The sequence below is a fragment of the Mycobacterium sp. P4_H6 genome, assembly GCF_056400845.1.
The window spans coordinates 93967-116038 of the sequence record NZ_JBFUKN010000002.1 but is presented as its reverse complement, the minus strand read 5'-3'; the positions used below and the strand labels follow the sequence as shown (position 1 = coordinate 116038).

19 protein-coding genes and 1 pseudogene are annotated in these 22072 nt (G+C 69.1%); 16 read left to right on the top strand and 4 right to left on the bottom strand.

What is annotated here, in order from left to right; all coding sequences use genetic code 11:
- The first annotated feature begins 1 nt into the window (after position 1).
- From AC1DTF_RS01465 to AC1DTF_RS01445, 5 genes are all read left to right on the top strand, one after another.
- Positions 2-1345 carry a hypothetical protein gene (locus AC1DTF_RS01465; RefSeq protein ID WP_477472753.1) on the top strand — a complete coding sequence of 448 codons (1344 nt, stop codon included), beginning with the start codon at positions 2-4 and terminating at the stop codon, positions 1343-1345.
- Positions 1346-1400: 55 nt separating this feature from the next.
- Positions 1401-4715 (top strand): transglutaminase family protein, encoded by a 3315-nt coding sequence (locus tag AC1DTF_RS01460; protein ID WP_477472752.1) that lies wholly within the window; start codon positions 1401-1403, stop codon positions 4713-4715.
- Positions 4715-7363: a circularly permuted type 2 ATP-grasp protein gene (locus AC1DTF_RS01455; RefSeq protein ID WP_477472751.1), complete on the top strand. Its 2649-nt coding sequence runs from the start codon at positions 4715-4717 to the stop codon at positions 7361-7363. Before AC1DTF_RS01460 ends, AC1DTF_RS01455 begins: the two co-directional genes overlap by 1 nt.
- On the top strand, positions 7360-8262 hold the full coding sequence (locus AC1DTF_RS01450; protein ID WP_057165003.1) for a transglutaminase family protein: 903 nt from the start codon (positions 7360-7362) through the stop codon (positions 8260-8262). Before AC1DTF_RS01455 ends, AC1DTF_RS01450 begins: the two co-directional genes overlap by 4 nt.
- A gap of 67 nt (positions 8263-8329) precedes the next feature.
- On the top strand, positions 8330-9385 hold the full coding sequence (locus tag AC1DTF_RS01445; protein ID WP_057165004.1) for a zinc-binding metallopeptidase family protein: 1056 nt from the start codon (positions 8330-8332) through the stop codon (positions 9383-9385).
- Here the strand turns inward: AC1DTF_RS01445 and AC1DTF_RS01440 are convergent.
- Together AC1DTF_RS01440 and AC1DTF_RS01435 are read right to left on the bottom strand one after the other, a co-directional pair.
- Positions 9375-10394, bottom strand: coding sequence for an SDR family oxidoreductase (locus AC1DTF_RS01440; RefSeq protein ID WP_477472750.1), 1020 nt, complete (start codon positions 10392-10394; stop codon positions 9375-9377). The genes AC1DTF_RS01445 and AC1DTF_RS01440 overlap by 11 nt on opposite strands.
- Positions 10384-10860, bottom strand: a complete 477-nt coding sequence (locus tag AC1DTF_RS01435; RefSeq protein WP_057165006.1) for a MerR family transcriptional regulator — start codon at positions 10858-10860, stop codon at positions 10384-10386. The genes AC1DTF_RS01440 and AC1DTF_RS01435 overlap by 11 nt, the downstream gene beginning before the upstream one ends.
- A gap of 125 nt (positions 10861-10985) precedes the next feature.
- Here AC1DTF_RS01435 and AC1DTF_RS01430 point away from each other — a divergent pair, with 125 nt between their 5' ends.
- From AC1DTF_RS01430 to AC1DTF_RS01415, 4 genes and pseudogenes are all read left to right on the top strand, one after another.
- Positions 10986-11819, top strand: a complete 834-nt coding sequence (locus AC1DTF_RS01430) for a DUF3097 domain-containing protein (RefSeq protein WP_477472749.1) — start codon at positions 10986-10988, stop codon at positions 11817-11819.
- A 77-nt stretch (positions 11820-11896) separates the two neighbouring features.
- Positions 11897-13213: a replication-associated recombination protein A gene (locus AC1DTF_RS01425; protein WP_200962041.1), complete on the top strand. Its 1317-nt coding sequence runs from the start codon at positions 11897-11899 to the stop codon at positions 13211-13213.
- 146 nt (positions 13214-13359) lie between these two features.
- Entirely contained in the window at positions 13360-13707 is a 348-nt protein-coding gene (locus tag AC1DTF_RS01420) for an ArsR/SmtB family transcription factor (protein ID WP_057165009.1), read from the top strand.
- Between the two features lie 8 nt (positions 13708-13715).
- Positions 13716-14190, top strand: a pseudogene (locus AC1DTF_RS01415) (SRPBCC family protein).
- A gap of 1 nt (position 14191) precedes the next feature.
- Here the strand turns inward: AC1DTF_RS01415 and AC1DTF_RS01410 are convergent.
- Complete coding sequence (locus tag AC1DTF_RS01410; protein ID WP_477472748.1) at positions 14192-14812, bottom strand: hypothetical protein; 621 nt, start codon at positions 14810-14812, stop codon at positions 14192-14194.
- Between the two features lie 159 nt (positions 14813-14971).
- Complete coding sequence (locus AC1DTF_RS01405) at positions 14972-15283, bottom strand: GlsB/YeaQ/YmgE family stress response membrane protein (RefSeq protein ID WP_057165012.1); 312 nt, start codon at positions 15281-15283, stop codon at positions 14972-14974.
- A gap of 111 nt (positions 15284-15394) precedes the next feature.
- Between AC1DTF_RS01405 and AC1DTF_RS01400 the strand changes: the two genes are divergently transcribed.
- The 7 genes from AC1DTF_RS01400 to AC1DTF_RS01370 all read left to right on the top strand — a co-directional run bounded on the left by AC1DTF_RS01400 (position 15395) and on the right by AC1DTF_RS01370 (position 22039).
- A complete protein-coding gene (locus AC1DTF_RS01400) occupies positions 15395-15784 on the top strand; it encodes a secondary thiamine-phosphate synthase enzyme YjbQ (RefSeq protein ID WP_477472808.1) in 390 nt (129 codons plus the stop codon).
- Between the two features lie 63 nt (positions 15785-15847).
- Complete coding sequence (alaS, locus tag AC1DTF_RS01395) at positions 15848-18538, top strand: alanine--tRNA ligase (RefSeq protein ID WP_477472747.1); 2691 nt, start codon at positions 15848-15850, stop codon at positions 18536-18538.
- A gap of 5 nt (positions 18539-18543) precedes the next feature.
- Positions 18544-19038, top strand: a complete 495-nt coding sequence (gene ruvX, locus AC1DTF_RS01390) for a Holliday junction resolvase RuvX (protein ID WP_057165015.1) — start codon at positions 18544-18546, stop codon at positions 19036-19038.
- Positions 19031-20275, top strand: coding sequence for an endolytic transglycosylase MltG (mltG, locus tag AC1DTF_RS01385; RefSeq protein ID WP_057165016.1), 1245 nt, complete (start codon positions 19031-19033; stop codon positions 20273-20275). The genes ruvX and mltG overlap by 8 nt, the downstream gene beginning before the upstream one ends.
- Complete coding sequence (locus AC1DTF_RS01380) at positions 20265-21077, top strand: shikimate dehydrogenase (RefSeq protein ID WP_477472746.1); 813 nt, start codon at positions 20265-20267, stop codon at positions 21075-21077. The genes mltG and AC1DTF_RS01380 overlap by 11 nt, the downstream gene beginning before the upstream one ends.
- 9 nt (positions 21078-21086) lie before the next feature.
- A complete protein-coding gene (locus tag AC1DTF_RS01375) occupies positions 21087-21506 on the top strand; it encodes a prepilin peptidase (RefSeq protein ID WP_442928652.1) in 420 nt (139 codons plus the stop codon).
- A 14-nt stretch (positions 21507-21520) separates the two neighbouring features.
- Complete coding sequence (locus AC1DTF_RS01370) at positions 21521-22039, top strand: N-acetyltransferase family protein (RefSeq protein ID WP_477472745.1); 519 nt, start codon at positions 21521-21523, stop codon at positions 22037-22039.
- The last annotated feature ends 33 nt before the right edge of the window (positions 22040-22072 follow it).

The window sequence follows — 22072 nt, the reverse complement described above, 5'->3', positions numbered from 1 at the left end:
TATGACGTACCCGGCTGACAACACGCTGGCATATATGGACCAGGGTTCCTACCTGGGTTTGCGGGCGCTGCGCCGCGGGCCGGTGATCCAGTACGTGTGGATCTACGAGCGCGGCGTCGACATGGACGGGCTGCGGCGGTTCCACCGCAATCTCGCCGACGGGCTGCTCGGCAGGCGGGTCGAACGCTCGTCGCTCCCGTTCGGGCGCCACCACTGGGTGTCCTCCGGTGAGCCGGGCGGTATCGACATCTCCGCGGCCGAGCGCCGCCGCGACGAGGTCTGGGATTTCGTCAACGAGCGCGCCGACGTGCCGGTGGACCCCGAGTACGGCCCGCCGTGGCATATCGGGGTTCAGCCACTCGTGGAAGGTGGCGCGGTGGTCACCCTGGTGGTGTCGCACACCGTCGCCGACGCCGGCGCCCTGATCGAATCGATCACGCACGCCGTCAACGGCACCGGCCGGGATCTCGACTACCCCGCTCCGCGGTCGCGCACCCGCGCGCAGGCGCTGCGGCAGGACGCCCGCACCACCGTGCGGGCGCTGCGCGACATTCCGGCCGCGGCGCTGGGAGCGGTACGGATCGCCCGTGAGCAGTCCGCGGAACTGTCCGAATCGGCGAAGGCCGTCGCGCCCGTCTCCTCGGTACGGCACCCGCAGCAGGCGGTGCACCTGCCGACCATCTCGGTGCGCGTCGACCAGGCCGAGTGGGAGGCCCGCGCCAAGGCGCTCGGTGGGTCCAGCAATGTGCTGCTGGCCGGCATCGCCGCGCGCGTCGGCGCCATCGTCGGGCGAGTCGACGCGGACGGCAAGGCCATGCTCTCGCTGCCGGTCAGCGAACGCGTCGACGGCGACACCCGGGGCAACGCACTCAACACCATCACGGTGATGGCCGACGGGCAACGGGCGCCGGACGATCTCAGCGAGATCCGGGCCGGCATCAAGGCCGCGCTCACCGAACTGGCCGGCAAGCGCGAGTGGCTGCTGGCCCCGCTGCCGCTGGTCCCGTACTCCCCGAAATTCCTGCTGCGCCGCCTGGAGAAGCTGGTTCTCAAGGTCGGCAAGCCCATCGGGTCCTCCAACAGCGGCCCGCTGCCCGACGAGGTCAACCGCCCGGACGGGACCCCCGCGGACCTGTTCGTCGCGGGCTCGCCGGAGCCCGGGCTCACCGCAGGTGACCTGGAGCGGATGGGTGGCCGGATGCTGGTCGCCGCGGGCACCGTCGGGGGTGCGGTATGCATCTCGGTGGCGTCCTGGGAGCCCGGCGCTCCGAATACCAAAGAGGCCCTTATGCAATCGGTCAAGGAAGCCTTCTATGATTTCGATCTGACCGCGGAGATGGAGTAGCGCCCGCGGCCACGCACAATGCGATCCCGCGCTACCTGTGATGGGATCGGACGCTATGGGAATCAAAGTGGCGCTGGAGCACCGGACCACCTATACCTTCGACAGGTTGGTGGACGTGCACCCGCACGTGGTGCGGCTGCGTCCGGCCCCGCACTCACGGACCCCGATCGAGGCTTACTCGCTGCAGGTCGAACCGGCCGACCATTTCGTCAACTGGCAGCAGGACGCCTTCGGTAACTTCGTGGCCCGGCTGGTGTTCCCGAACCGCGCCCGCAGCCTCAGCATCACCGTCGGGCTGATCGCCGACCTGAAGGTGATCAACCCGTTCGACTTCTTCATCGAGGAATGGGCGGAGAAGTTCCCCTTCGAATACCCCGAGGACCTGCTCGCCGACCTGGAGCCCTTCCTGCGGCCGGTCGACGAGGACGGCGTCGGGTCCGGTCCCGGTGACCTCACCAGGTCCTGGGTGCAGCATTTCTCCACCGCGCCGGGCACCCGCACGATCGACTTCCTGGTGAAGCTCAACGCCGCCGTCCGGGCCGACGTGGGTTACAGCGTCCGGATGGAACCCGGCGTGCAGACACCGGATTTCACGCTGCAGACCGGGATCGGCTCCTGCCGTGACTCGGCGTGGCTGATGGTCTCCATCCTGCGCCAGCTCGGCCTGGCGGCGCGCTTCGTCTCCGGGTACCTGGTGCAGCTGACCTCGGATGTCGAAGCGCTCGACGGCCCCTCCGGGCCGGCCGCCGACTTCACCGACCTGCACGCGTGGACCGAGGTCTACATTCCCGGCGCCGGTTGGATCGGCCTGGATCCCACGTCGGCCCTGTTCGCCGGGGAAGGCCACATCCCGCTGTCGGCGACCCCGCACCCCGCGTCCGCGGCGCCCATCACCGGTGCTGTCGGGCCGTGCGAATCGACGCTCGACTTCGCCAACATCGTGACCCGTATCCACGAGGATCCTCGGGTCACGTTGCCGTACACGCCCGAAGCGTGGAAGGCCATCAACGCCCTCGGCGCGCAGATCGACGAACGTCTGGTTGCCGGTGACGTACGCCTGACCGTCGGCGGCGAACCCACTTTCGTGTCGATCGACAACCAGACCGACCCGGAATGGCTCACCACCGCCGATGGCCCGCACAAGCGTGAGCGCGCTTCGGTGCTGGCCGAGCGGCTTCGCAAGGTGTGGGCGCCCAACGGCCTGGTGCAGCGCAGCCAGGGCAAGTGGTACCCGGGAGAACCGTTGCCGCGCTGGCAGATCGGCCTGATCTGGCGCACCGACGGTGAGCCGCTCTGGAACGATCCGACGTTGCTGGCAGACCCCTGGGCGGAGGCGAAGGCCGATGACGCGCCCTCCGATGCCGGCGCCCGCCTGCTCGGGTTCATCGCCGATGGGCTGGGACTGCCCGCCACCCAGGTGCGGGCCGCCTACGAGGACCCGCTGGAGCGTCTGGCCGCCGCGGTGCGCCGCCCCGCCGGGGATCCCGTCGCCACCGGAGACGACCTCACCGAGGATGACACCGCGCGGCGCGCCAAGCTGCTCGCCCGGCTCGACGAATCGACCGAGGAGCCCGCCGCCTACGTCCTGCCGCTGCACCGCCGGGACGACGAGTCCGGGTGGGCGAGCGCCGACTGGCAGCTGCGCCGCGGACGAATCGTATTGCTGGCCGGTGATTCCCCGGCCGGCCTGCGGCTGCCGCTGAACTCGATCAGCTGGCGGGCGCCACGGCCGGACTTCGATGCCGATCCGACCGCGCAGCGCGCCGCACTGCGCACCGGCGCGGTCGCCGACTCGCCGGCACCCGTGGAGGACGCCGATGAGGCGCCGACCACCGCGCTGGTCGCCGAGGTGCGCGACGGGGTGCTCTACGTCTATCTGCCGCCCACCACCGATCTGGACCATTTCGTCGAACTGGTGTCCCGGATCGAGCAGGCCGCGGCCGCCATCGCCGTGCCGGTGGTCATCGAGGGCTACGGACCGCCGCGCGACGGGCGGATCACGTCGATGAGCGTCACCCCCGACCCCGGCGTCATCGAGGTCAATGTGGCGCCCACCAGCAGCTTCGCCGAGCAGAAGGCGCAGCTGGAGACGCTCTACGAGGAGGCCCGGCAAGCCAGGCTGTCCACCGAGGCGTTCGACGTGGACGGCACCCACGGCGGTACCGGCGGTGGCAACCACATCACCCTGGGCGGTGTCACACCCGCCGATTCGCCGATGCTGCGCCGTCCCGACCTGCTGGTGTCGATGCTGACCTACTGGCAGCGCCACCCCGCACTGTCGTATCTGTTCTCCGGCCGCTTCATCGGCACCACCTCCCAGGCCCCGCGGGTGGACGAGGGTCGCGCGGAATCGTTGTACGAGTTGGAGATCGCGTTCGCCGAGATCGCCCGGCTGGCAGAGGAAGACGCCGACACCGCCTGGACCACCGACCGGGCGCTGCGCCACCTGCTCACCGATATCACCGGCAACACCCACCGCGCCGAATTCTGCATCGACAAGCTCTACAGCCCGGACAGTCCCACCGGCCGGCTCGGCCTGCTGGAACTGCGCGGGTTCGAGATGCCGCCGCATCATCAAATGGCGATGGTGCAGTCGCTGCTGGTGCGTTCGCTGATCTCGTGGTTCTGGGACGAGCCGCTCAAGATGCCGCTGATTCGGCACGGCGACAACCTGCACGGGCGATACCTTCTGCCGCACTTCATCATTCAAGACATCGCCGATGTGGCGGCCGACCTGCGGGCGCACGGCGTGAAGTTCGATACCAGCTGGCTGGACCCGTTCACCGAGTTCCGGTTCCCGCGCATCGGTACCGCGGTATTCGACGGCGTCGAGATCGAACTGCGCGGTGCCATCGAACCCTGGAACGTGCTCGGCGAGGAGTCCGCCGGAACCGGCACCGCCCGCTACGTCGATTCCTCGGTGGAGCGCATCCAGGTGCGCCTCGTCGGGGCCGACCGGCACCGCTACATCGTCACCGCGAACGGTCACCCGATACCGCTGCTGGCCACCGATAAGACCGACATCCAGGTCGGCGGCGTGCGGTACCGGGCCTGGCAGCCGCCCAGCGCGCTGCACCCGACCATCACCGTCGACGGTCCGCTGCGTTTCGAACTCGTCGACACCATGACCGGCACATCGCGCGGTGGCTGCACCTATCACGTCGCGCACCCCGGGGGCCGGGCCTATGACAGCCCGCCGGTCAACGCGGTGGAGGCCGAGTCCCGGCGTGGGCGCCGCTTCGAGGCGACGGGATTCACACCCGGACGTGTGGATATGTCGGATCTGCGGGAGAAGCAGGCGCGCCAGTCGACCGACACGGGCGCGCCCGGCATCCTGGACCTGCGCCGGGTGCGTACCGTTCTGCGTTGATGGTTCTTCGCACCGGCTCGATGGAGCCCAACTCCGGGCTCTCCGGCGCGCCGCCGCGCACCGTCGACGTGCTCGCCGGCTACCGGGCCAGGCGCACCCAGCAGGCGCTGTTCGATGTCCGGGGCATGCGGGGGGCCGGGTACGACGAGTTCATCGACGCCACCGGCACCATCCGCCCGGCGTGGCAGGAGCTCGCCGAATGCGTCGGGGACCGGGGACCCGACGGGCTGGACCGGCTGCGCGGCACGGTCCGCAACCTCGTCGATGACGACGGCATCACCTTCGTACACGTCGATCAGGACGCACTCACCGATGACGCGGTGGCCGAGCCGTGGCGCCTCGACGGGCTGCCGCTGCTGCTGTCCTCCGCGGATTGGGACACCCTGGAAGCCGGTCTGGTGCAGCGCTCCCGGCTGCTCGACGCCGTGCTGACCGACCTCTACAGCGAACGCAAGTCGATCACCAGCGGGGTGCTGCCCGCACAGCTGCTGTTCGCCCACCCGGCCTACGTGCGTGCCGCGCACGGTATCGAGGTACCGGGGCGCCACCAGCTGTTCCTGCACGGCTGCGATGTCAGCAGGGCCGCCGACGGCACCTTCCGCGCCAACGCCGACTGGACCCAGGCGCCCTCCGGTGCCGGCTACGCCCTGGCCGGCCGGCGCGTCATCGCCCACGCCGCACCCGATCTGTACGAGCGCATCGCGCCGCGCCCGGTGTCCCCGTGGGCGCAGGCGCTGCGGCTGGCCCTCATCGATGCCGCGCCCGAGGCTGCCGAGGAGCCGGTGGTGGTGGTGCTGAGTCCCGGCACCCAGTCCGAGACCGCGTTCGACCAGGCCTATCTGGCCAATGTGCTGGGCTTCCCGTTGGTGGAGAGCGCTGATCTGGTGGTGCGCGACGGCACCCTGTGGATGCGGTCGCTGGGCACCCTGAAGCGCGTCGATGTGGTGCTGCGCCGGGTCGACGCCGCCTACGTCGACCCCCTCGATCTGCGCGCCGACTCACGCCTTGGCGTGGTCGGACTCGTCGAGGTGCTGCGCCGCGGCGCCGTCACCGTGGTCAACACCCTGGGCAGCGGGATCCTGGAAAGCCCGGGGCTGCTTCATTTCCTGCCCCGGCTGACCGAGATGCTGGTGGGGGAGACCCCGACATTGGCGTCCCCGCAGACCTACTGGGGCGGCACCGATGTGGAGCGTTCCCATCTGCTGGCCAACCTGTCCACGCTGCTGATCAAACCGGCCACCGGTGGTCACACGATCGTCGGTCCGACGCTCACCGTGGCCGACCGTGAACTGCTGGCCGCCCGCATCAGTGCCCATCCGTGGCGGTGGGTGGGCCAGGAACTCCCGCAATTCTCCTCGGCGCCAACCGATTACTACCCCGGCGGCGTATCGGCCGCCGATGTCGGCATCCGGCTGTTCACCGTCGCCCAGCGCGGCGGTTACGCACCGCTGATCGGTGGTCTGGGGTTCCTGCCCGCCCCGGGCAACGCCGCCTACACCCTGGATACCGTTGCCGCCAAGGATGTCTGGGTGCGCACCCCGGACCGGGCCAAGGCGATCCCGACCCCGGCGGTCGACCTGCCGGTCATGACGCCGAGCCCGACCCGTGCCGTGAGCTCGCCGCGTGTGCTGTCCGATCTGTTCTGGCTGGGCCGCTACGCCGAGCGTGCCGAGCACATGGCTCGACTGCTCACGGTCACCCGCGAGCGCTACCACGAATACCGGTACCGCCAGGACATGGAGGAGAGCCAGTGCGTGCCGGTGCTGTTGGGTGCCATCGGCTCGATCACCGGAACCGATACCGGCGCGAGCGATGACGACCACGAGGCGATCGCGGTGGCGCCCAGCACACTCTGGGCGCTGACCGCCGACCGGCGCCGTCCCGGTTCGCTGGCGCAATCGGTGGAACGGCTGGGTCTGGCGGCCAGGGGTGTCCGCGACCAGATGTCCAACGACACCTGGATGGTGCTGGCCGCCGTGGAACGCGCCGTCGTCCAGCGGTACGGCGCCCCACCGGAATCGCAGGCGGCCGGGGACGCCTACCTGCTGACCGCGCAGTCCCAGACGCTGGCCGGGATGTTGGCGCTGTCCGGGATGGCCGCCGAGTCGATGGTGCAGGACATCGGCTGGACCATGATGGACGTCGGCAAGCGGATCGAGCGTGGACTCGGGCTGACCGCACTGCTGCGGGCCACGCTGACCACGGTGCGACGGCCAGGAGCCGAACAGACCGTCACCGAGTCCATGCTGGTGGCCTGTGAATCCTCGGTGATCTACCGGCGCCGCACACTGGGCAAGGTCAGCGTGTCGGCGATCGCGGACCTGGTGCTCTTCGACGAGGAGAACCCCAGATCGCTGGTGTTCCAACTGGAACGGCTGCGGGCGAACCTGAAACGGCTGCCGTCGTCGTCGGGTTCCTCACGGCCGGAACGCTGGGCCGACGAGATCGCCGCCACCTTGCGCCGCGTCGACCCGGCCGATCTGGAAACCGTCGGATCCGACGGCCGCCGAACCGAACTCGTGGAACTGCTCGACCGTCTGCACGCCGACCTGCGGGAGCTGTCCAACCTGATCACCGCCGCCCACCTGTCCCTGCCGACCGGCATCCAGCCGCTGTGGGGCCCCGATGAGCGCAGGTTGCTGCCGTGACACGTACCTACGAGATCACCCACCGCACCACCTACCGGTACTCGGACGATGTCACCAGCTCCTACGGCCGGGGCTTCCTGACGCCGCGGGAAACCGACACCCAACGCTGCCTGTCCCACGAACTGGTGATCGACCCGGACACCACGGACAGCACCACCAGCCGCGACGTCTACGGCAATCTCAGCTCCTACTTCCACGTCACCGAGCGGCACCGCACGCTGATCGTCACCAGCCGGTCGATCGTCGAGGTCGACCCGCCGGCCCCCGAGCTCTACGGCGGCGGTTCGGCACGCGCCCCGTGGGAGATCGCCCGGCCGGTGGGAGCGGACGGCGCGCTGGCCACCGAGTTCACCCTCGACCTGGCGTCCGCGGAGATCACCGACGCGGTACGCGACTATGCGGCACCGAGTTTCACCCCGGAGCGGCCGCTGATCGAGGTGCTGCGCGATCTGAACTCCCGCATCAACAACGACTTCACCTACCGCTCCGGGTCGACCACGGTGTCCACCCGGGTGTCCGAGGTGCTGGCCGCCCGGGAGGGTGTCTGCCAGGACTTCGCCCGGCTGGCGATCGCCTGCCTGCGTGCCAATGGACTCGCCGCCAGCTATGTGTCGGGGTACCTGGCCACCGACCCGCCGCCCGGACGGGAGCGGATGGTCGGGGTGGACGCCACCCACGCCTGGGCCTCGGTGTGGACCCCGCAGAACCAGTGGCTGGGGCTGGATCCCACCAACGACCAGATGGTCGACGAACGCTATATCGTGGTCGGTTTCGGCCGCGACTACGCCGACGTCCCGCCGCTGCGCGGCATCATCTATACAGACTCGGAGAGTAGCGTGATCGAGGTCTCCGTCGACGTCGCGCCGTATGTGACCGGCCCGCCGTCCAGCGTGGTTTAGCCGCGAGCCGCACGGGGCACGTTCAAGCGGTCGCGGATCTGGCCGCGTTATAGGGGAAGAGACGGACATGCGGGATTTCAACTGCCCGAATTGCGGACAGCGGTTGGCGTTCGAGAATTCGAAGTGCCTGTCGTGCGGTTCCAGGCTGGGTTTCTCGCTCGACGATATGGCACTGCTGGTGATCGCGCCCGAGGAGGAGAGCGAGCACGCGGGTGCGGTCGATGAGCAGCAGTACCGGCTGTGCGCGAATCTCCATCTGGCCGAATGCAACTGGTTGGTGGAGAAGGGGCCCATCGTCAAGCTGTGCGCATCGTGCGCGCTGACCCGTACCCGGCCGCACGACAACGACAGAGATGCGTTGGCCAAGTTCGCCAGCGCGGAGAAAGCCAAGCGCCGGGTGATCGCCGAGCTGCACGAGCTGAAGCTGCCGATCATCGGCCGGGATGAGGACCCGCAGTTCGGGCTGGCCTTCGACCTGCTGAGCAGCGTGCAGGAGAAGGTCTTCACCGGGCACGCCGACGGTGTCATCACCCTCGACCTCGCCGAAGGCGATGACGTGCACCGCGAGCAGCTGCGCGTCGCGATGGAGGAGCCCTACCGCACCCTGCTGGGGCACTTCCGCCACGAGCTGGGGCACTACTACTTCTACCGGCTGGTCAGCCCGTCGCAGGACTACCTCACGCGCTTCAACGAGCTGTTCGGCGATCCCGACCTCGATTACCAGGCCGCGCTGGACCGGCATTACACCGAGGGTGCACCGGCGGGCTGGAAGAGCGACTTCGTCTCCTCCTACGCGACCATGCATCCCGCCGAGGACTGGGCCGAGACCTTCGCCCACTATCTGCACATCCGCGACACGCTGGACACCGCAGCCGCCTTCAGCCTCGCCCCGGCCGGCGCCACCTTCGACCGGCGGGCGCTGGGCCCCAGCGGATTCGACACCATCATCGAGATGTGGTTGCCGCTGTCCTGGGCGTTGAACATGGTGAACCGTTCGATGGGCCGCGATGACCTGTACCCGTTCGTGCTGCCCGCGGCGGTGCTGGAGAAGATGCGCTTCATCCACACCGTCATCGACGAGATCACCTCATCGCCGACGAAGCTGGCCGCTGTCAGCGGCTGATCAGGCTCGCTGCGGTCGCGGTCACCGCATCGGCTGCCGGACGCGGACGCCAGTCGAGCTGCTCGACGGCCTTGGCGGCCGACACCTGTTTGGGTGGCCCGAGCAGACCGGCGAACACCTCGAGTTCCGGCCGCTCGGTGGCGGCGGCCCGGATCTCGTCGTCGGAGGCCTCGACGACCGGTACCTGCGCGGCGGCCTCACCGAGGCGCTCGCGCAGGGTGGCCGCGATCTCGGGCAGCGTCATCGCCGCACCGGCAGCGGCCAGATAGCGCTGCCCGGCCGCCACCGGCGAGGTCATGGCCCGGATATGCAGGTCGGCCACATCGCGGACGTCGACGACCGCGAACGAGGCGCGCGGCAGCGGTGAGGGTCGGCCCGACAGCAGCATCGCGATGATGCCGACCGAACTCGACAGGTTCGATCCGAGCGCGGGGCCGAACACCCCTACGGGGTTGATGACCGTCAGCTCGGGGGCACCGGGGTGCTCGGCCGCGAACTCCCACGCCGCCCGCTCGGCGAGCGTCTTCGACAGCACGTAGGGGCTGTTGTCCTGGGCCGGGTCGGTCCAATCGGATTCGTCGTAGGGCAGTCCGGACGGTTTCGGGCTGTAGCCGATCGCGGCGAACGACGACGTCAGGACCACCCTGCGCACCCCGTGCCGGGCCGCGGCGCGCAGCACCCGCAGCGTGCCGTCCCGCGCGGGTCCGATGAGTTCCCCCGCATCCTCGGGTTGCTTCGGCGGGAAGGGCGAGGCCATGTGCAGCACGTACTCGGCGCCGGACACCGCGTCGTCCCAGCCGTCGTCGGCCGTCAGATCGGCGATCGCGAAGCTCAGCGCGGAGACATCGGCACCGGCCCCGACAAGTGCCTCGGTGAGCTCATCGCGCCGGCCTGCCGACCGCACCGTGGTGCGTACCCGCCGGCCCGCCCCGAGAAGCTGCAGAATCGTATGCGCGGCAAGGAATCCGGACCCTCCGGTGACAAGAACGGGGGAAGTGTCATCGGCCATCGGTGGCCTCCTGGTTCAGTAGTCGGTTGCCCAACTCGACGATGGTCGGGATGAGGCGTTGTTCTTCGGCGTCGTCGCCGTCGCACCGGGCCTGCCACAGCGCGGCCTTGGCCGCGACATAGCGCCGCCGCACCTGCAGCCGGGCGATCTCGTCGCCCAGCCGCTGCGCGTGGTCGGCGAAAAGGCGCTGCTGCGCATCCACCGCATCGCCGTCCCGCATGTTGGCCACATAGGACCGCATGTCCTGCACCGACATTCCGGTGCCGCGCAGGCAGGCCAGAGATTCCACGGTGGCCACCAGGTCCGGTGGGAACCGGCGATGGCCGCTGCTGTCATCGCGGGGCACCGGGGCGATCAGCCCGATGCGCTCGTAGTAGCGCAACGCGGATTCGCTCAGCCCGGTGCGCCGGGCCACCTGCTGGATGGTGAGATCGGCGGTCACCGGTTCGGACAGGTTGATGGCCATGGCACCACTCTGCCGAACCTGAAGCGCTTCAAGTCAAGCCTCGCCGGGCAACGGGGCGATCACGATGGCGCGCCGGGGCATGTCGCAACGCCGATTCCGGCGCCGCTGTTTCTAGGATCGCCCGCGTGACTGATCGCTACGGCTCCGACATCCTGGCCACGAACCCGCACGCGCGTACGCGCGTGCGCTCGGTCGAACATCCGGCCGACAAGGGACTGGTCGTCGAGGACCCGTCCAGTGGTTTCGTCGGCGCGGTGGTGCGTATCGAGAGCGGCCGGGTGGACCTGGAAGACCGCAACCRCCGGGTCCGGTCATTCCCATTGGGGCCCGGCTTCCTGGTCGAGGGCAAACCGGTCATCCTGGTCAAGCCGAAGGTGGTGGCCGCGACAGCCCGCACGGCCTCGGGTTCGGTGGCGGTGTCCGGCGCCAAGGCCAGGGTCGCACTGGCCAGCCGCATCTACGTGGAGGGCCGCCACGATGCCGAGCTGGTCGAACAGGTGTGGGGCGCGGATCTGCGCATCGAGGGTGTCGTCGTCGAATACCTGGGCGGGGTCGACGACCTGAGCGCCATCGTGGCCGAGTTCCAGCCCGGTCCCGGCCGCCGGCTCGGGGTGCTGGTCGACCACCTGATTGCCGGCTCCAAGGAATCCAAGATCGCCGACGCCGTCCGGCGCGGACCCGGCGGGGAGAACACCCTGGTGGTCGGCCATCCCTACATCGATATCTGGCAGGCGGTCAAACCCGCGCGGCTGGGATTGAAGCAGTGGCCGGTGATCCCGCGCGGGATCGACTGGAAGCACGGCATCTGCGAGGCGCTGGGCTGGCCGCACGCCACCCAGGCCGACATCGCGGGCGCCTGGCAGCGGATCAGGGGTCGGGTGCGGGACTGGAACGACCTGGAGCCCGCGCTGATCGGCCGGGTCGAGGAGCTCATCGACTTCGTTACGGCACCAGCCTGATCGATTACGGCACCAGCCTGGCGGAGCCCGTCGGCTCGGCGTGGTAAGCAGAACTCGTGTCAGACAGTTTGTTCGACATGCCGGGCGATGCGCCGGCCGCTGCCGATATGCCGACGGGCGCCAGCCCGCTGGCCGTGCGCATGCGCCCGGCCAGCCTCGACGACGTCGTCGGCCAGCAGCATCTGCTCAAACCCGGCTCACCGCTGCGCCGCCTCGTGGAGGGCTCCGGCGCGGCCAGCGTCATCCTGTACGGGCCGCCCGGCACCGGTAAGACCACGCTGGCCTCGCTGATCTCCGGTGCCACCGGGCGCCGGTTCGAGGCGCTGTCGGCCCTGAGCGCCGGGGTCAAGGAAGTCCGGGCGGTGATCGAGACGGCGCGCCACGCCGCCATCCGCGGCCAGCAGACCGTGCTGTTCATCGACGAGGTGCACCGGTTCTCCAAGACCCAGCAGGACGCGCTGCTGGCGGCCGTGGAGAACCGGATCGTGCTGCTGGTCGCGGCGACCACGGAGAACCCGTCCTTCTCGGTGGTCGCCCCCCTGCTCAGCCGGTCACTGATCCTGCAGCTGCAGCCGTTGGGCGCCGATGACATCCGCGCCGTGCTGCAGCGGGCCGCCGCCGATGAGCGTGGTCTCGCCGGCAAGGTCGCCATCGACGACGATGCGCTGGAGCTGCTGGTCAAACTGTCGGCCGGGGATGCCCGCCGCGCGCTGACCGCGCTGGAGGTCGCCGCCGAAACCTCCGGCGGCGCGGGCGGCACGGTCACCGTCGAGGTGGTGGAGCAGTCGCTGGATCAGGCGGCGGTGCGCTATGACCGCGACGGCGATCAGCACTACGACGTCATCAGCGCCTTCATCAAGTCGGTGCGCGGCTCGGATGTGGATGCCGCGCTGCACTACCTGGCCCGGATGCTGACCGCGGGGGAGGATCCGCGCTTCCTGGCCCGCCGGCTGGTGATCCTGGCCAGCGAGGACATCGGGATGGCCGATCCGATGGCGCTGCAGACCGCGGTCGCCGCGGCGCAGACAGTGGCGCTGATCGGGATGCCGGAGGCGCAGCTGACGCTGGCGCACGCGACGGTGCATTTGGCGACCGCGCCGAAGTCGAACGCGGTGACGACCGCCCTCGGCGCGGCGATGGCGGATATCCGGGCGGGCAAGGCCGGCCTGGTGCCTGCGCACCTGCGTGACGGGCACTATTCGGGGGCTCAGAAGCTGGGCAACGCGGTCGGCTACAAATATGCCCATGACGCGCCGGGTGGTGTTGCCGCCCAACAGTATCCGCCCGATGAGCTGGTGGGTGTCGACTACTATCAGCCCACCAGTTACGGCGCCGAGCGGGAGATCGCGAGCCGGTTGGAGAAGTTGCGGGCCATCATCCGGCGCAAACGCTAGGTCGAGTGTGAGCGCTGTGTACGCCTGAACGCGAGTGTGCGTACATAGCCCCCACATTCGCGGCACGACGACGCCCCTTGACCCCGTTAGCGCCGTCGCCTATCGTGGTAATCAACCAATTGGTTGCACAACCGAAAGATTGACTAATGGGCATGCTGGACGACGACCTGGACCGCGCGTTCCTGGCGCTGGCCGATCCGGTCCGGCGTGCCATGGTGGCGCGACTGGCCAGGGGGCCGGCCACGGTCAACGAACTGGCCGCGCCGTTCGACATCACCAAACAGGCGGTGTCCAAGCACATTCAGGTGCTGGAGCGGGCCGGACTGGTCACCCGCAGCCGGGAGGCGCAGCGTCGGCCGGTGCACCTGGATGCCGCCGCGCTGGAACGGCTCACCGAATGGATCGACAGGTACCGGCTGGACGCCGAACGCACCTACCGCCGGCTGGACGGCCTGCTGGCGACGCTCACCGAAGAACCACCCACCGAAAGCTAGGAGACGACATGACCAACGCACTCGACCTGACCGCGCCGGTGGACACGCTGGCGATGGAGTTCAGCCGGGAGTTCGACGCGCCGGTGCACGCCCTGTTCCGGGCACACAGCGACCCCGAGTTGGTCAAGCAGTGGCTCGGCCCGCACGGTCTGCAGCTGGAGATCACCGAATGGGACTTCAAAAACCATGGTGGATACCGCTATTCACACTCCGATGGCAGCGGGACCTACGGCTTCAACGGTACCTTCCACACCGTCCGGGACAAATGAGTTCATCCTGCAGACCTTCGAGTTCGACGGTGCCCCGGACATGGTCAACATCGAGTACCTGTGGTTCGAGGACCTCGGTGGCGGCCGGTCGCGGCTGCGGGGCCGCTCGATCTGTCCCAACACCGAGGCCCGTGACGCGCTGCTGTCCTCCGGTATGGAGGGCGGTATGACCGAGGGCTACGTGAAACTGGACGCCCTGCTCAGCACCCTCTGAGTCAGACCAGCTCCGGTGCCCGCAGGTGGGCGATGACGAGTTCGAACTCGCCCTCGTCCACTGCACTGGCACCTGCCGCCCGGATCGACTCGGCCTTCAGCGTCGAGGCGTAGTCGCGGTTGTGCTCCATCACTTCCTGGCTGACGAACGACACCGAGGACACCGCCCGCCCGGACGTGGTGTCGACGAGGAGGCTGGCGCTGCGGAATCCGGGTAGGTGCTCGATCTGGGGGAGTACCGCGCTGCGGTAATACTCGACACCCGCCTCGGTGAGCTGCGGCGGCACCGTCACCCAGGTGGCCCGCACCCAGGCACCCGGATCGGAGCTGTGCTCGCGGTGCAGCACCGCGATCTCCCAATCCTCCGCGGTGGCCGGTCCGCCGAATCGCTCACCGGCCTGCGCGCGCAGCCGGCCGGCCGCATCGGCGCTCTCGGCCATCGCATCCGCGTTGTCCCAGGCGCTGGTGGCGATGCACCGGCCGGTCTGCCGGTCGACCATCAGCGACAGACCGATGCAACCGGCGAGTTCCAGAAGTGCCGGCATGACCTCGTCGCGGACATAGGCGATGCCGTCGTCGACCGATTCGGGGCGCGCCATCACTGTGGTAGATCGTGCGAACACGGTCCACCTCCTTCGCTAGAGGGCAGCGCCCCGCCGGCGCCACCGGTCACGTCAACTGTCCTCCCGGCGGCCGCGCCGCACAATGGTTTTGCCCCGCGCAAAGAGATGATCCCGGCCGGCCGAGGGCCGACCGGGATCACCGGGGTGGGAACTGGGGGATCAGCGGAAGATGCCGGACGTCCGGCGGCTGCCGAGCAGACCGGTCTTGCGGCGGCCCATCAGCGCGGCGAGCAGAGCCACGCCCGCCGCCGCGACGAGGACCTGGACGAGCAGTTCGAGCCAGTCGATTCCGCCGGTTGCCGTCGGGATGCCGATGGCACGGGCCAGGGCGGTGCCGACGAGCGCGGACACGATGCCGACCAGGATGGTCAACAGCATGCCGATCGGTTGCTTGCCGGGAAGCAGCAGGCGGCCGAGGACGCCGACCACGATGCCGATCAGGATTGCGGTGAAGATGCCGGTGACGGTCATGAGTTCCTCCGTGTGGGGTTCGGTTGCCGCACAAGTACCCTGGCCCGCCGCTCAATAAACGCCTACGTCAATTCAGGTGTGGCCTCGTAGGCTGGAAACGTGAACACCGAAGTGCTCGAACTGGACACCTCGCGCCGCCGGGTCGTCGACCTGACCTCGGAGGTGCGCGAATTCTGCGCGGCCAAGGGCGACGGGCTGTGCAATGTCTTCGTGCCGCACGCGACCGCCGGCGTCGCCGTCATCGAGACCGGGGCGGGCTCGGATGACGACCTGCTGGACGCGCTGGAGCGACTGCTGCCGCGCGACGGCCGGTACCGGCACGCGCACGGCTCACCCGGCCACGGCGCCGATCACGTGCTGCCGGGGCTGGTATCCCCGTCGGTGACGGTCCCGGTCGGCGCCGGAGAGCCCTTGCTGGGCACCTGGCAGAGCATCGTGCTGGTGGACCTGAACAGGGACAACCCCCGACGATCGGTGCGCCTGAGCTTCGTGTCGGGCTGAGAAACGCGACCGGTACTGTGGTGCGGTCAAAGTATTCGCAGGTTGACCAAAGGACAGCAGCACGTGCAGACACACGAGATCAGGAAACGCTTCCTCGATCATTTCGTGAAGGCGGGACACACGGAGGTGCCCAGCGCCTCGGTGATCCTCGACGACCCGAACCTGCTGTTCGTCAACGCCGGCATGGTGCAGTTCGTACCCTTCTTCCTCGGCGCGCGCACACCGCCCTACGACAAAGCCGTCAGCGTGCAGAAGTGCATCCGCACCCCCGACATCGAAGAAGTCGGTATCACCACCCGGCACAACACCTTCTTCCAGATGGCCGGCAACTTCAGCTTCGGCGACTACTTCAAGAAGCAGGCCATCGAGCTGGCCTGGACCTTGCTGACCAACCCGCAGGACCAGGGCGGCTACGGCTTCGATCCGGAAAGGCTATGGGCCACCGTCTATCTCGATGACGATGACGCCATCGCGCTGTGGCAGGAGGTGGCCGGCCTGCCGCTGGAGCGCATCCAGCGCCGCGGGATGGCCGACAACTACTGGTCGATGGGCATCCCCGGCCCGTGCGGTCCGTGCTCGGAGATCTACTACGACCGCGGCCCGGAATACGGCATCGAAGGCGGTCCGGAGGCCAACGAGGACCGCTACATCGAGATCTGGAATCTCGTCTTCATGCAGAACGAGCGCGGGGAAGGCACCTCGAAGGACAACTTCGAGATCCTCGGTCCGCTGCCGCGCAAGAACATCGACACCGGCATGGGTGTCGAGCGCATCGCCTGTCTGCTGCAGGACGTGGACAACGTCTACGAGACCGATCTGGTGCGCCCGGTCATCGACCTGGTCGCCGGGATCGCGCCGCGCGGCTACGGGCAGGGCAACCACACCGACGATGTGCGCTACCGCATCATCGGCGATCACAGCCGCACCGCGGCGATCATCATCGGCGACGGGGTCACCCCCGGTAACGAGGGCCGCGGCTACGTGCTGCGCCGGTTGCTGCGCCGGATCATCCGCGCGGCCCGCCTGCTCGGCGTGGAACGGCCCATCATGGCCGAGCTGATGACGACGGTGCGCGACGAGATGGGGCCGTCCTACCCGGAACTGGTCACGGATTTCGACCGGATCAGCCGCATCGCGGTGGCCGAGGAGACCGCGTTCAATCGCACTCTGCTCTCGGGTTCACGGCTGTTCGAGGATGCTGCCGACGCGACCCGCACCGCCGGAAAGTCCACGCTGTCCGGCAATGACGCGTTCACGCTGCACGACACCTACGGGTTCCCGATCGATCTGACCCTGGAAATGGCCGCCGAGGCCGGCCTGACCGTCGACGAAGAGGGCTTCCGCGGTCTGATGGCCGAACAGCGCCAGCGCGCCAAGGCCGACGCCGCCGCCCGCAAGCAGGCCCACACGGATCTGTCCGCGTACCGGGAGCTCGTCGACGGCGGACCCACCGAATTCACCGGCTTCGACGAGTTGAGTTCGCAGGCACGCATTCTGGGCATCTTCGTCGACGGTAAACGGGTTCCCGTGGTGTCCCATGAGGGCACCCAGGGCCAGCAGGTCGAGTTGATCCTGGACCGCACACCGTTCTACGCCGAATCCGGCGGCCAGATCGCGGATGAGGGTTCCATCACCGGTACCGGTGCCTCGGAGACCGCCAAGGCCGCGGTGACCGATGTCCAGAAGATCGCGAAAACCGTGTGGGCGCATCGTGTCTCGGTGGAGTCCGGGGAGTTCGTCGAGGGCGACACCATCACCGCCACGGTCGACGACAAGTGGCGCCACGGCGCGACCCAGGGGCATTCCGGCACCCACATGGTGCACGCCGCGTTGCGGGAAGTGCTGGGTCCCAACGCGGTTCAGGCAGGCTCGCTGAACCGGCCGGGCTACCTGCGCTTCGACTTCAACTGGCAGGGTTCGCTGTCGGACGAGCAGCGCGCACAGATCGAAGAGGTCGCCAACGAAGCGGTGCAGGCCGACTTCGCGGTGAACACCTTCAACACCGGACTGGATCAGGCCAAAGCCATGGGCGCGATGGCGCTGTTCGGCGAGAACTACCCCGACGAGGTCCGGGTGGTCGAGATCGGCGGACCGTTCTCCCTGGAGCTGTGCGGCGGTACGCACGTGCGCAGCTCGGCGCAGATCGGACCGGTCACCGTGCTGGGCGAGTCCTCGGTGGGCTCCGGTGTGCGCCGCGTCGAGGCCTACGTCGGGCTGGAATCGTTCCGGCACCTGTCCAAGGAACGCGCGTTGATGGCGGGCCTGGCGTCGTCGCTGAAGGTGCCCTCGGAAGAGGTGCCGGCACGGGTGGCCAACCTGGTGGAACGGCTGCGGGCCGCGGAAAAGGAACTGGACAAGGCGCGGCTGGCAAACGCGCGCGCCGCGGCCGCAAATGCGGCTGCCGGCGCGCAGCTTGTAGGTAAAATTCGTTTTGTGGCTCAGCGCATGGCCGGTGGAATCACCGCGGGGGATCTGCGCAGCCTGGTCGGTGACATCAAGGGCAAGCTCGGGTCCGATCCGGCCGTGGTGGCCCTGATCGCCGAAGGTGAGGATGACGCGGTGCCGTTCGTGGTCGCGGTCAATCCCGCCGCACAGGATCTCGGCCTCAGTGCCAACGACCTGGTGAAGACGTTGGGCGCGGCCGTCAACGGCCGCGGGGGTGGCAAGGCTGATCTGGCCCAGGGTTCCGGTAAGGGGGCGGCGGGTATCGACGCGGCATTGGCCGCGCTGCACGCAGAGATCGCCCGGAGCTAGCCGCGGTGAGTGCTGAGGTCGACCGCCTGCCGGACAGGCCGGGTCCCGACGATCCGGGACGGGGTCGCCGGCTCGGCGTCGACGTGGGCACCGTACGGATCGGGGTCGCGGGAAGCGACCCCGACGGCATTCTGGCCACCCCGCTGGAGACCGTGCAGCGGGACAAATCGGGTCGTCACCTGCGCAGGCTGGTGAAGCTCGCCGAAGAGTTGGAAGCGGTCGAGGTCGTCGTCGGCCTGCCGCGCACGCTGGCGAACCGCTCCGGTTCCTCAGCACAAGACGCCGTCGAATTGGCCGATGCCCTGGCGGCCCGGATCGCACCGACACCGGTGCGGCTGGCCGATGAGCGGCTGACCACGGTGACCGCCCAGCGGTCGCTGCGGGAGGCAGGGGTACGCGCCAAGAATCAGCGGGCCATGGTCGATCAGGTTGCCGCAGTGGGCATTCTGCAGAACTGGTTGGACCAGCGCCGGTCCGCATTAAGGGTTGTTGATGAGTGATCACTGGAGTCCCGAGCGAAGCGAGCCGCAGGCGGTCGGTCCACCGCGCCGCCGGCTGAGCCGCGCCGCCCGGGCGCAGGAACGACGTACCGCACGGCGCCGCCGGGTGTTCTCCATCGCTGCGCTGGTGACGCTCGTCGTCGTCGTCATCGGAGTGGTGTTCGTCGGCTCCAAGATGTGGCACGGCCTGTTCGGTGGCAGCAGCGATTTCGCCGGCGAAGGCACCGCCGATGTCGTCGTCGAGGTGCACAGCGGAGACTCGACCACCGCGATCGGGCAGACGCTGCAGGAACAGAATGTGGTGTCCTCGTCGAAGGCATTCGTCGACGCCGCGGCCACCAATTCGGCGATCGCGGCCATCCAGCCCGGTTTCTACAAGCTGCGCACCGAGATCCCGGTGTCCAGCGCCGTGGAGAAGCTTGCCGACCCGGAGAACCGCGTCGGACAGATGGTCATCCCCGAGGGCCGCCAGCTCGACGACGTCGCCGACGTGAGGACCAACGCCGTCACCAAGGGCATCCTGTCGCTCATCTCCGACGCCTCCTGCGTCGACCTCGACGGCACCCGGGCCTGTGTCTCGGCCGACGAATTGAAGCAGGCCGCCAGTACCGCCGAACTCGCCGCACTGTCGGTGCCCAGCTGGGCGACCTCCGGGGTGACCGAGATGGGCAGCGATCACCGCCGGCTCGAGGGCCTCATCGCGCCGGGCAGCTGGAACGTCGACCCGTCCGGCTCGGCCGAGGAGATCCTCGCCGCCCTCATCGGGGCCAGCACCGCTCAGTACGAGGCCAACGGCCTGCTCGCCGCCGCCGAGACCACCCGGATGTCGCCCTACGAGATCCTGATCGTCGCCTCGTTGGTGCAGCGCGAGTCCAAGCCGCAGGACTTCTCCAAGGTGGCGCGGGTGATCTTCAACCGGCTGGCCGAGAACCGCAAGCTGGAATTCGACTCCACGGTGAACTATTCCCTGGACCGCACCGAGGTGGCCACCACCGACGGCGACCGCGCCCGGGTGACCCCGTGGAACACCTATGCCTCCCTTGGCCTTCCGAAGACCCCGATCTGCTCGCCCGGGCAGCCCGCGCTGGCCGCGGCGGAGAATCCGGAACCAGGGGACTGGCTGTACTTCGTCACCATCGACCTGGAGGGCACCACGCTCTTCACCCGTGATTACGAACAGCACCTGGCGAGCATCGAACTGGCCAGACGAAACGGTGTCCTGGACAGTGCCCGATAGGCGGCGTCCCGCCGCGGAGCCCGTCAGGCGAGCCGGCGTCCTGGGGTCACCGATCTCGCACTCCCGTTCGCCGGACATCCACCTGGCCGCCTACCGGGAACTGGGCCTGACGTCGTGGACCTATGACCGCATCGAGTGCACGGCCCAGCAGTTGCCGGCACTGGTGGCCGGGCTGGGACCGGAGTGGGTCGGGCTCTCGGTCACCATGCCGAACAAGTTCGCCGCCCTGGCGGTCGCCTCCGAGCGGACGGCCCGCGCCACCCTGGTGGGCTCGGCGAACACCCTGGTGCGCACACCGACGGGCTGGCGGGCCGACAACACCGATATCGACGGGGTCATCGGTGCGCTGACGAACGCGTGCGGACCCCGCGCCGCGGTGCTCGGCTCGGGCGGTACCGCCCCGGCCGCGGTGGTGGGCCTGGCCACTCTCGGTGTCACCGAGATCGCGGTGCTCGCCCGCAACCCGGAGCGGGCGCAACCGTTGGTCGCCCTGGCCGAACCGCTCGGTGTCGCCATCCGGTGGGTCGAACTCGGCAACCCGGTCGAGGTGGACGTCGCGGTCAACACCCTGCCCGCCGACATCGCGGCCGGCTACGTCCACACCATCGAAACCGTGCCGGTGCTGCTGGACGCGATCTACGACCCCTGGCCCACCCCGTTGGCCTCCGCGGTGCAGGCCGGCGGCGGCCGGGTGATCAGCGGGCTGCAGATGCTGCTGCATCAGGCCGTCGCGCAGGTCGAACAGTTCACCGGCTTGCCTGCGCCCAAAGAGGTGATGAGGCGGGCCCTGCCGGGGTCCTAGCCTTGGACTGTGGGTGTGCTGGTGATCGGTGGCTGGCTGATCGCGCTGAGCATCCATGACCTGCGCCGCCGCCGCCTGCCGAACGCGCTGACCCTGCCCGGCGCGGTACTCATCCTCGGGGTGGCCGTGCTGGCGGGCCGGGGAACGCCCGCTGCGCTGGGTGCGCTCGCCCTGAGCCTGCTCTATCTGATGGTCCACCTGATCGACCCGGCCGCGCTCGGTGCCGGGGACGTGAAACTCGCGATCGGCCTCGGCGCGCTCACCGGGGCGTTCGGGGTGGAGGTGTGGCTGCTCGGTGCCTTCGGTGCGGTGCTGCTGACCGCGCTCGCCGGGATCATCGTCGTGCTGTCGCGGGGCGGATCGACCGTGCCGCACGGCCCGTCGATGTGTGCCGCCAGCGCGGCAGCGGTCGCCCTGGCGTGGTGGTAGTCCTACGCTGAGCCATGACCGTGCGGCCCGCCATCACCGATGACCTGCCGGTCATCGCGGCCGTCTACGCCCACTACGTCGCCAGTTCGGTGGCGAGCTTCGAGATCGACGCACCCGACGTGGACGAGTGGGCGCGGCGTTTCGCCACCATCACCGAACGCGATCTGCCGTTCCTGGTCGCCGAGCGCGACGGCGCCGTGGCCGGATACGCCTATTGCACGCCGTGGAAGGAACGCCCCGCCTACCGGGCCACCGTGGAGGACTCGGTGTACGTCGCGCCATGGGCGCTGGGCGCGGGCTGCGGAACCGAACTGCTCACCGCGTTGCTGGAGCGGTGCCGGTCGATCGGGGTGCGCGAGGTCATCGCGGTGATCGCCGACTCCGGGGATCCGGCCTCGACCGGCCTGCACCGTCGGCTGGGATTTCGGGAGGCCGGACGGCTGGTCCGGGTCGGCTACAAACACGACCGTTGGATCGACACCGTGCTGCTGCAATGGAGTGCACCCCGGCAACCCGGGCCAGCGACCCGGTGACGGATTCGGTCGCACAGATGACCGCATGGGAGA

Excerpts from the sequence above, each read along its gene's own strand:
- AC1DTF_RS01465 (WP_477472753.1), top strand. The coding sequence starts at position 2 with ATGACGTACCCGGCTGACAACACGCTGGCATATATGGACCAGGGTTCC.
- AC1DTF_RS01460 (WP_477472752.1), top strand. The coding sequence starts at position 1,401 with ATGGGAATCAAAGTGGCGCTGGAGCACCGGACCACCTATACCTTCGAC.
- AC1DTF_RS01455 (WP_477472751.1), top strand. The coding sequence starts at position 4,715 with ATGGTTCTTCGCACCGGCTCGATGGAGCCCAACTCCGGGCTCTCCGGC.
- AC1DTF_RS01445 (WP_057165004.1), top strand. The coding sequence starts at position 8,330 with ATGCGGGATTTCAACTGCCCGAATTGCGGACAGCGGTTGGCGTTCGAG.
- AC1DTF_RS01440 (WP_477472750.1), bottom strand. The coding sequence starts at position 10,394 with ATGGCCGATGACACTTCCCCCGTTCTTGTCACCGGAGGGTCCGGATTC.
- AC1DTF_RS01435 (WP_057165006.1), bottom strand. The coding sequence starts at position 10,860 with ATGGCCATCAACCTGTCCGAACCGGTGACCGCCGATCTCACCATCCAG.
- AC1DTF_RS01425 (WP_200962041.1), top strand. The coding sequence starts at position 11,897 with ATGCCGGGCGATGCGCCGGCCGCTGCCGATATGCCGACGGGCGCCAGC.
- AC1DTF_RS01420 (WP_057165009.1), top strand. The coding sequence starts at position 13,360 with ATGGGCATGCTGGACGACGACCTGGACCGCGCGTTCCTGGCGCTGGCC.
- AC1DTF_RS01405 (WP_057165012.1), bottom strand. The coding sequence starts at position 15,283 with ATGACCGTCACCGGCATCTTCACCGCAATCCTGATCGGCATCGTGGTC.
- mltG (WP_057165016.1), top strand. The coding sequence starts at position 19,031 with ATGAGTGATCACTGGAGTCCCGAGCGAAGCGAGCCGCAGGCGGTCGGT.
- AC1DTF_RS01370 (WP_477472745.1), top strand. The coding sequence starts at position 21,521 with ATGACCGTGCGGCCCGCCATCACCGATGACCTGCCGGTCATCGCGGCC.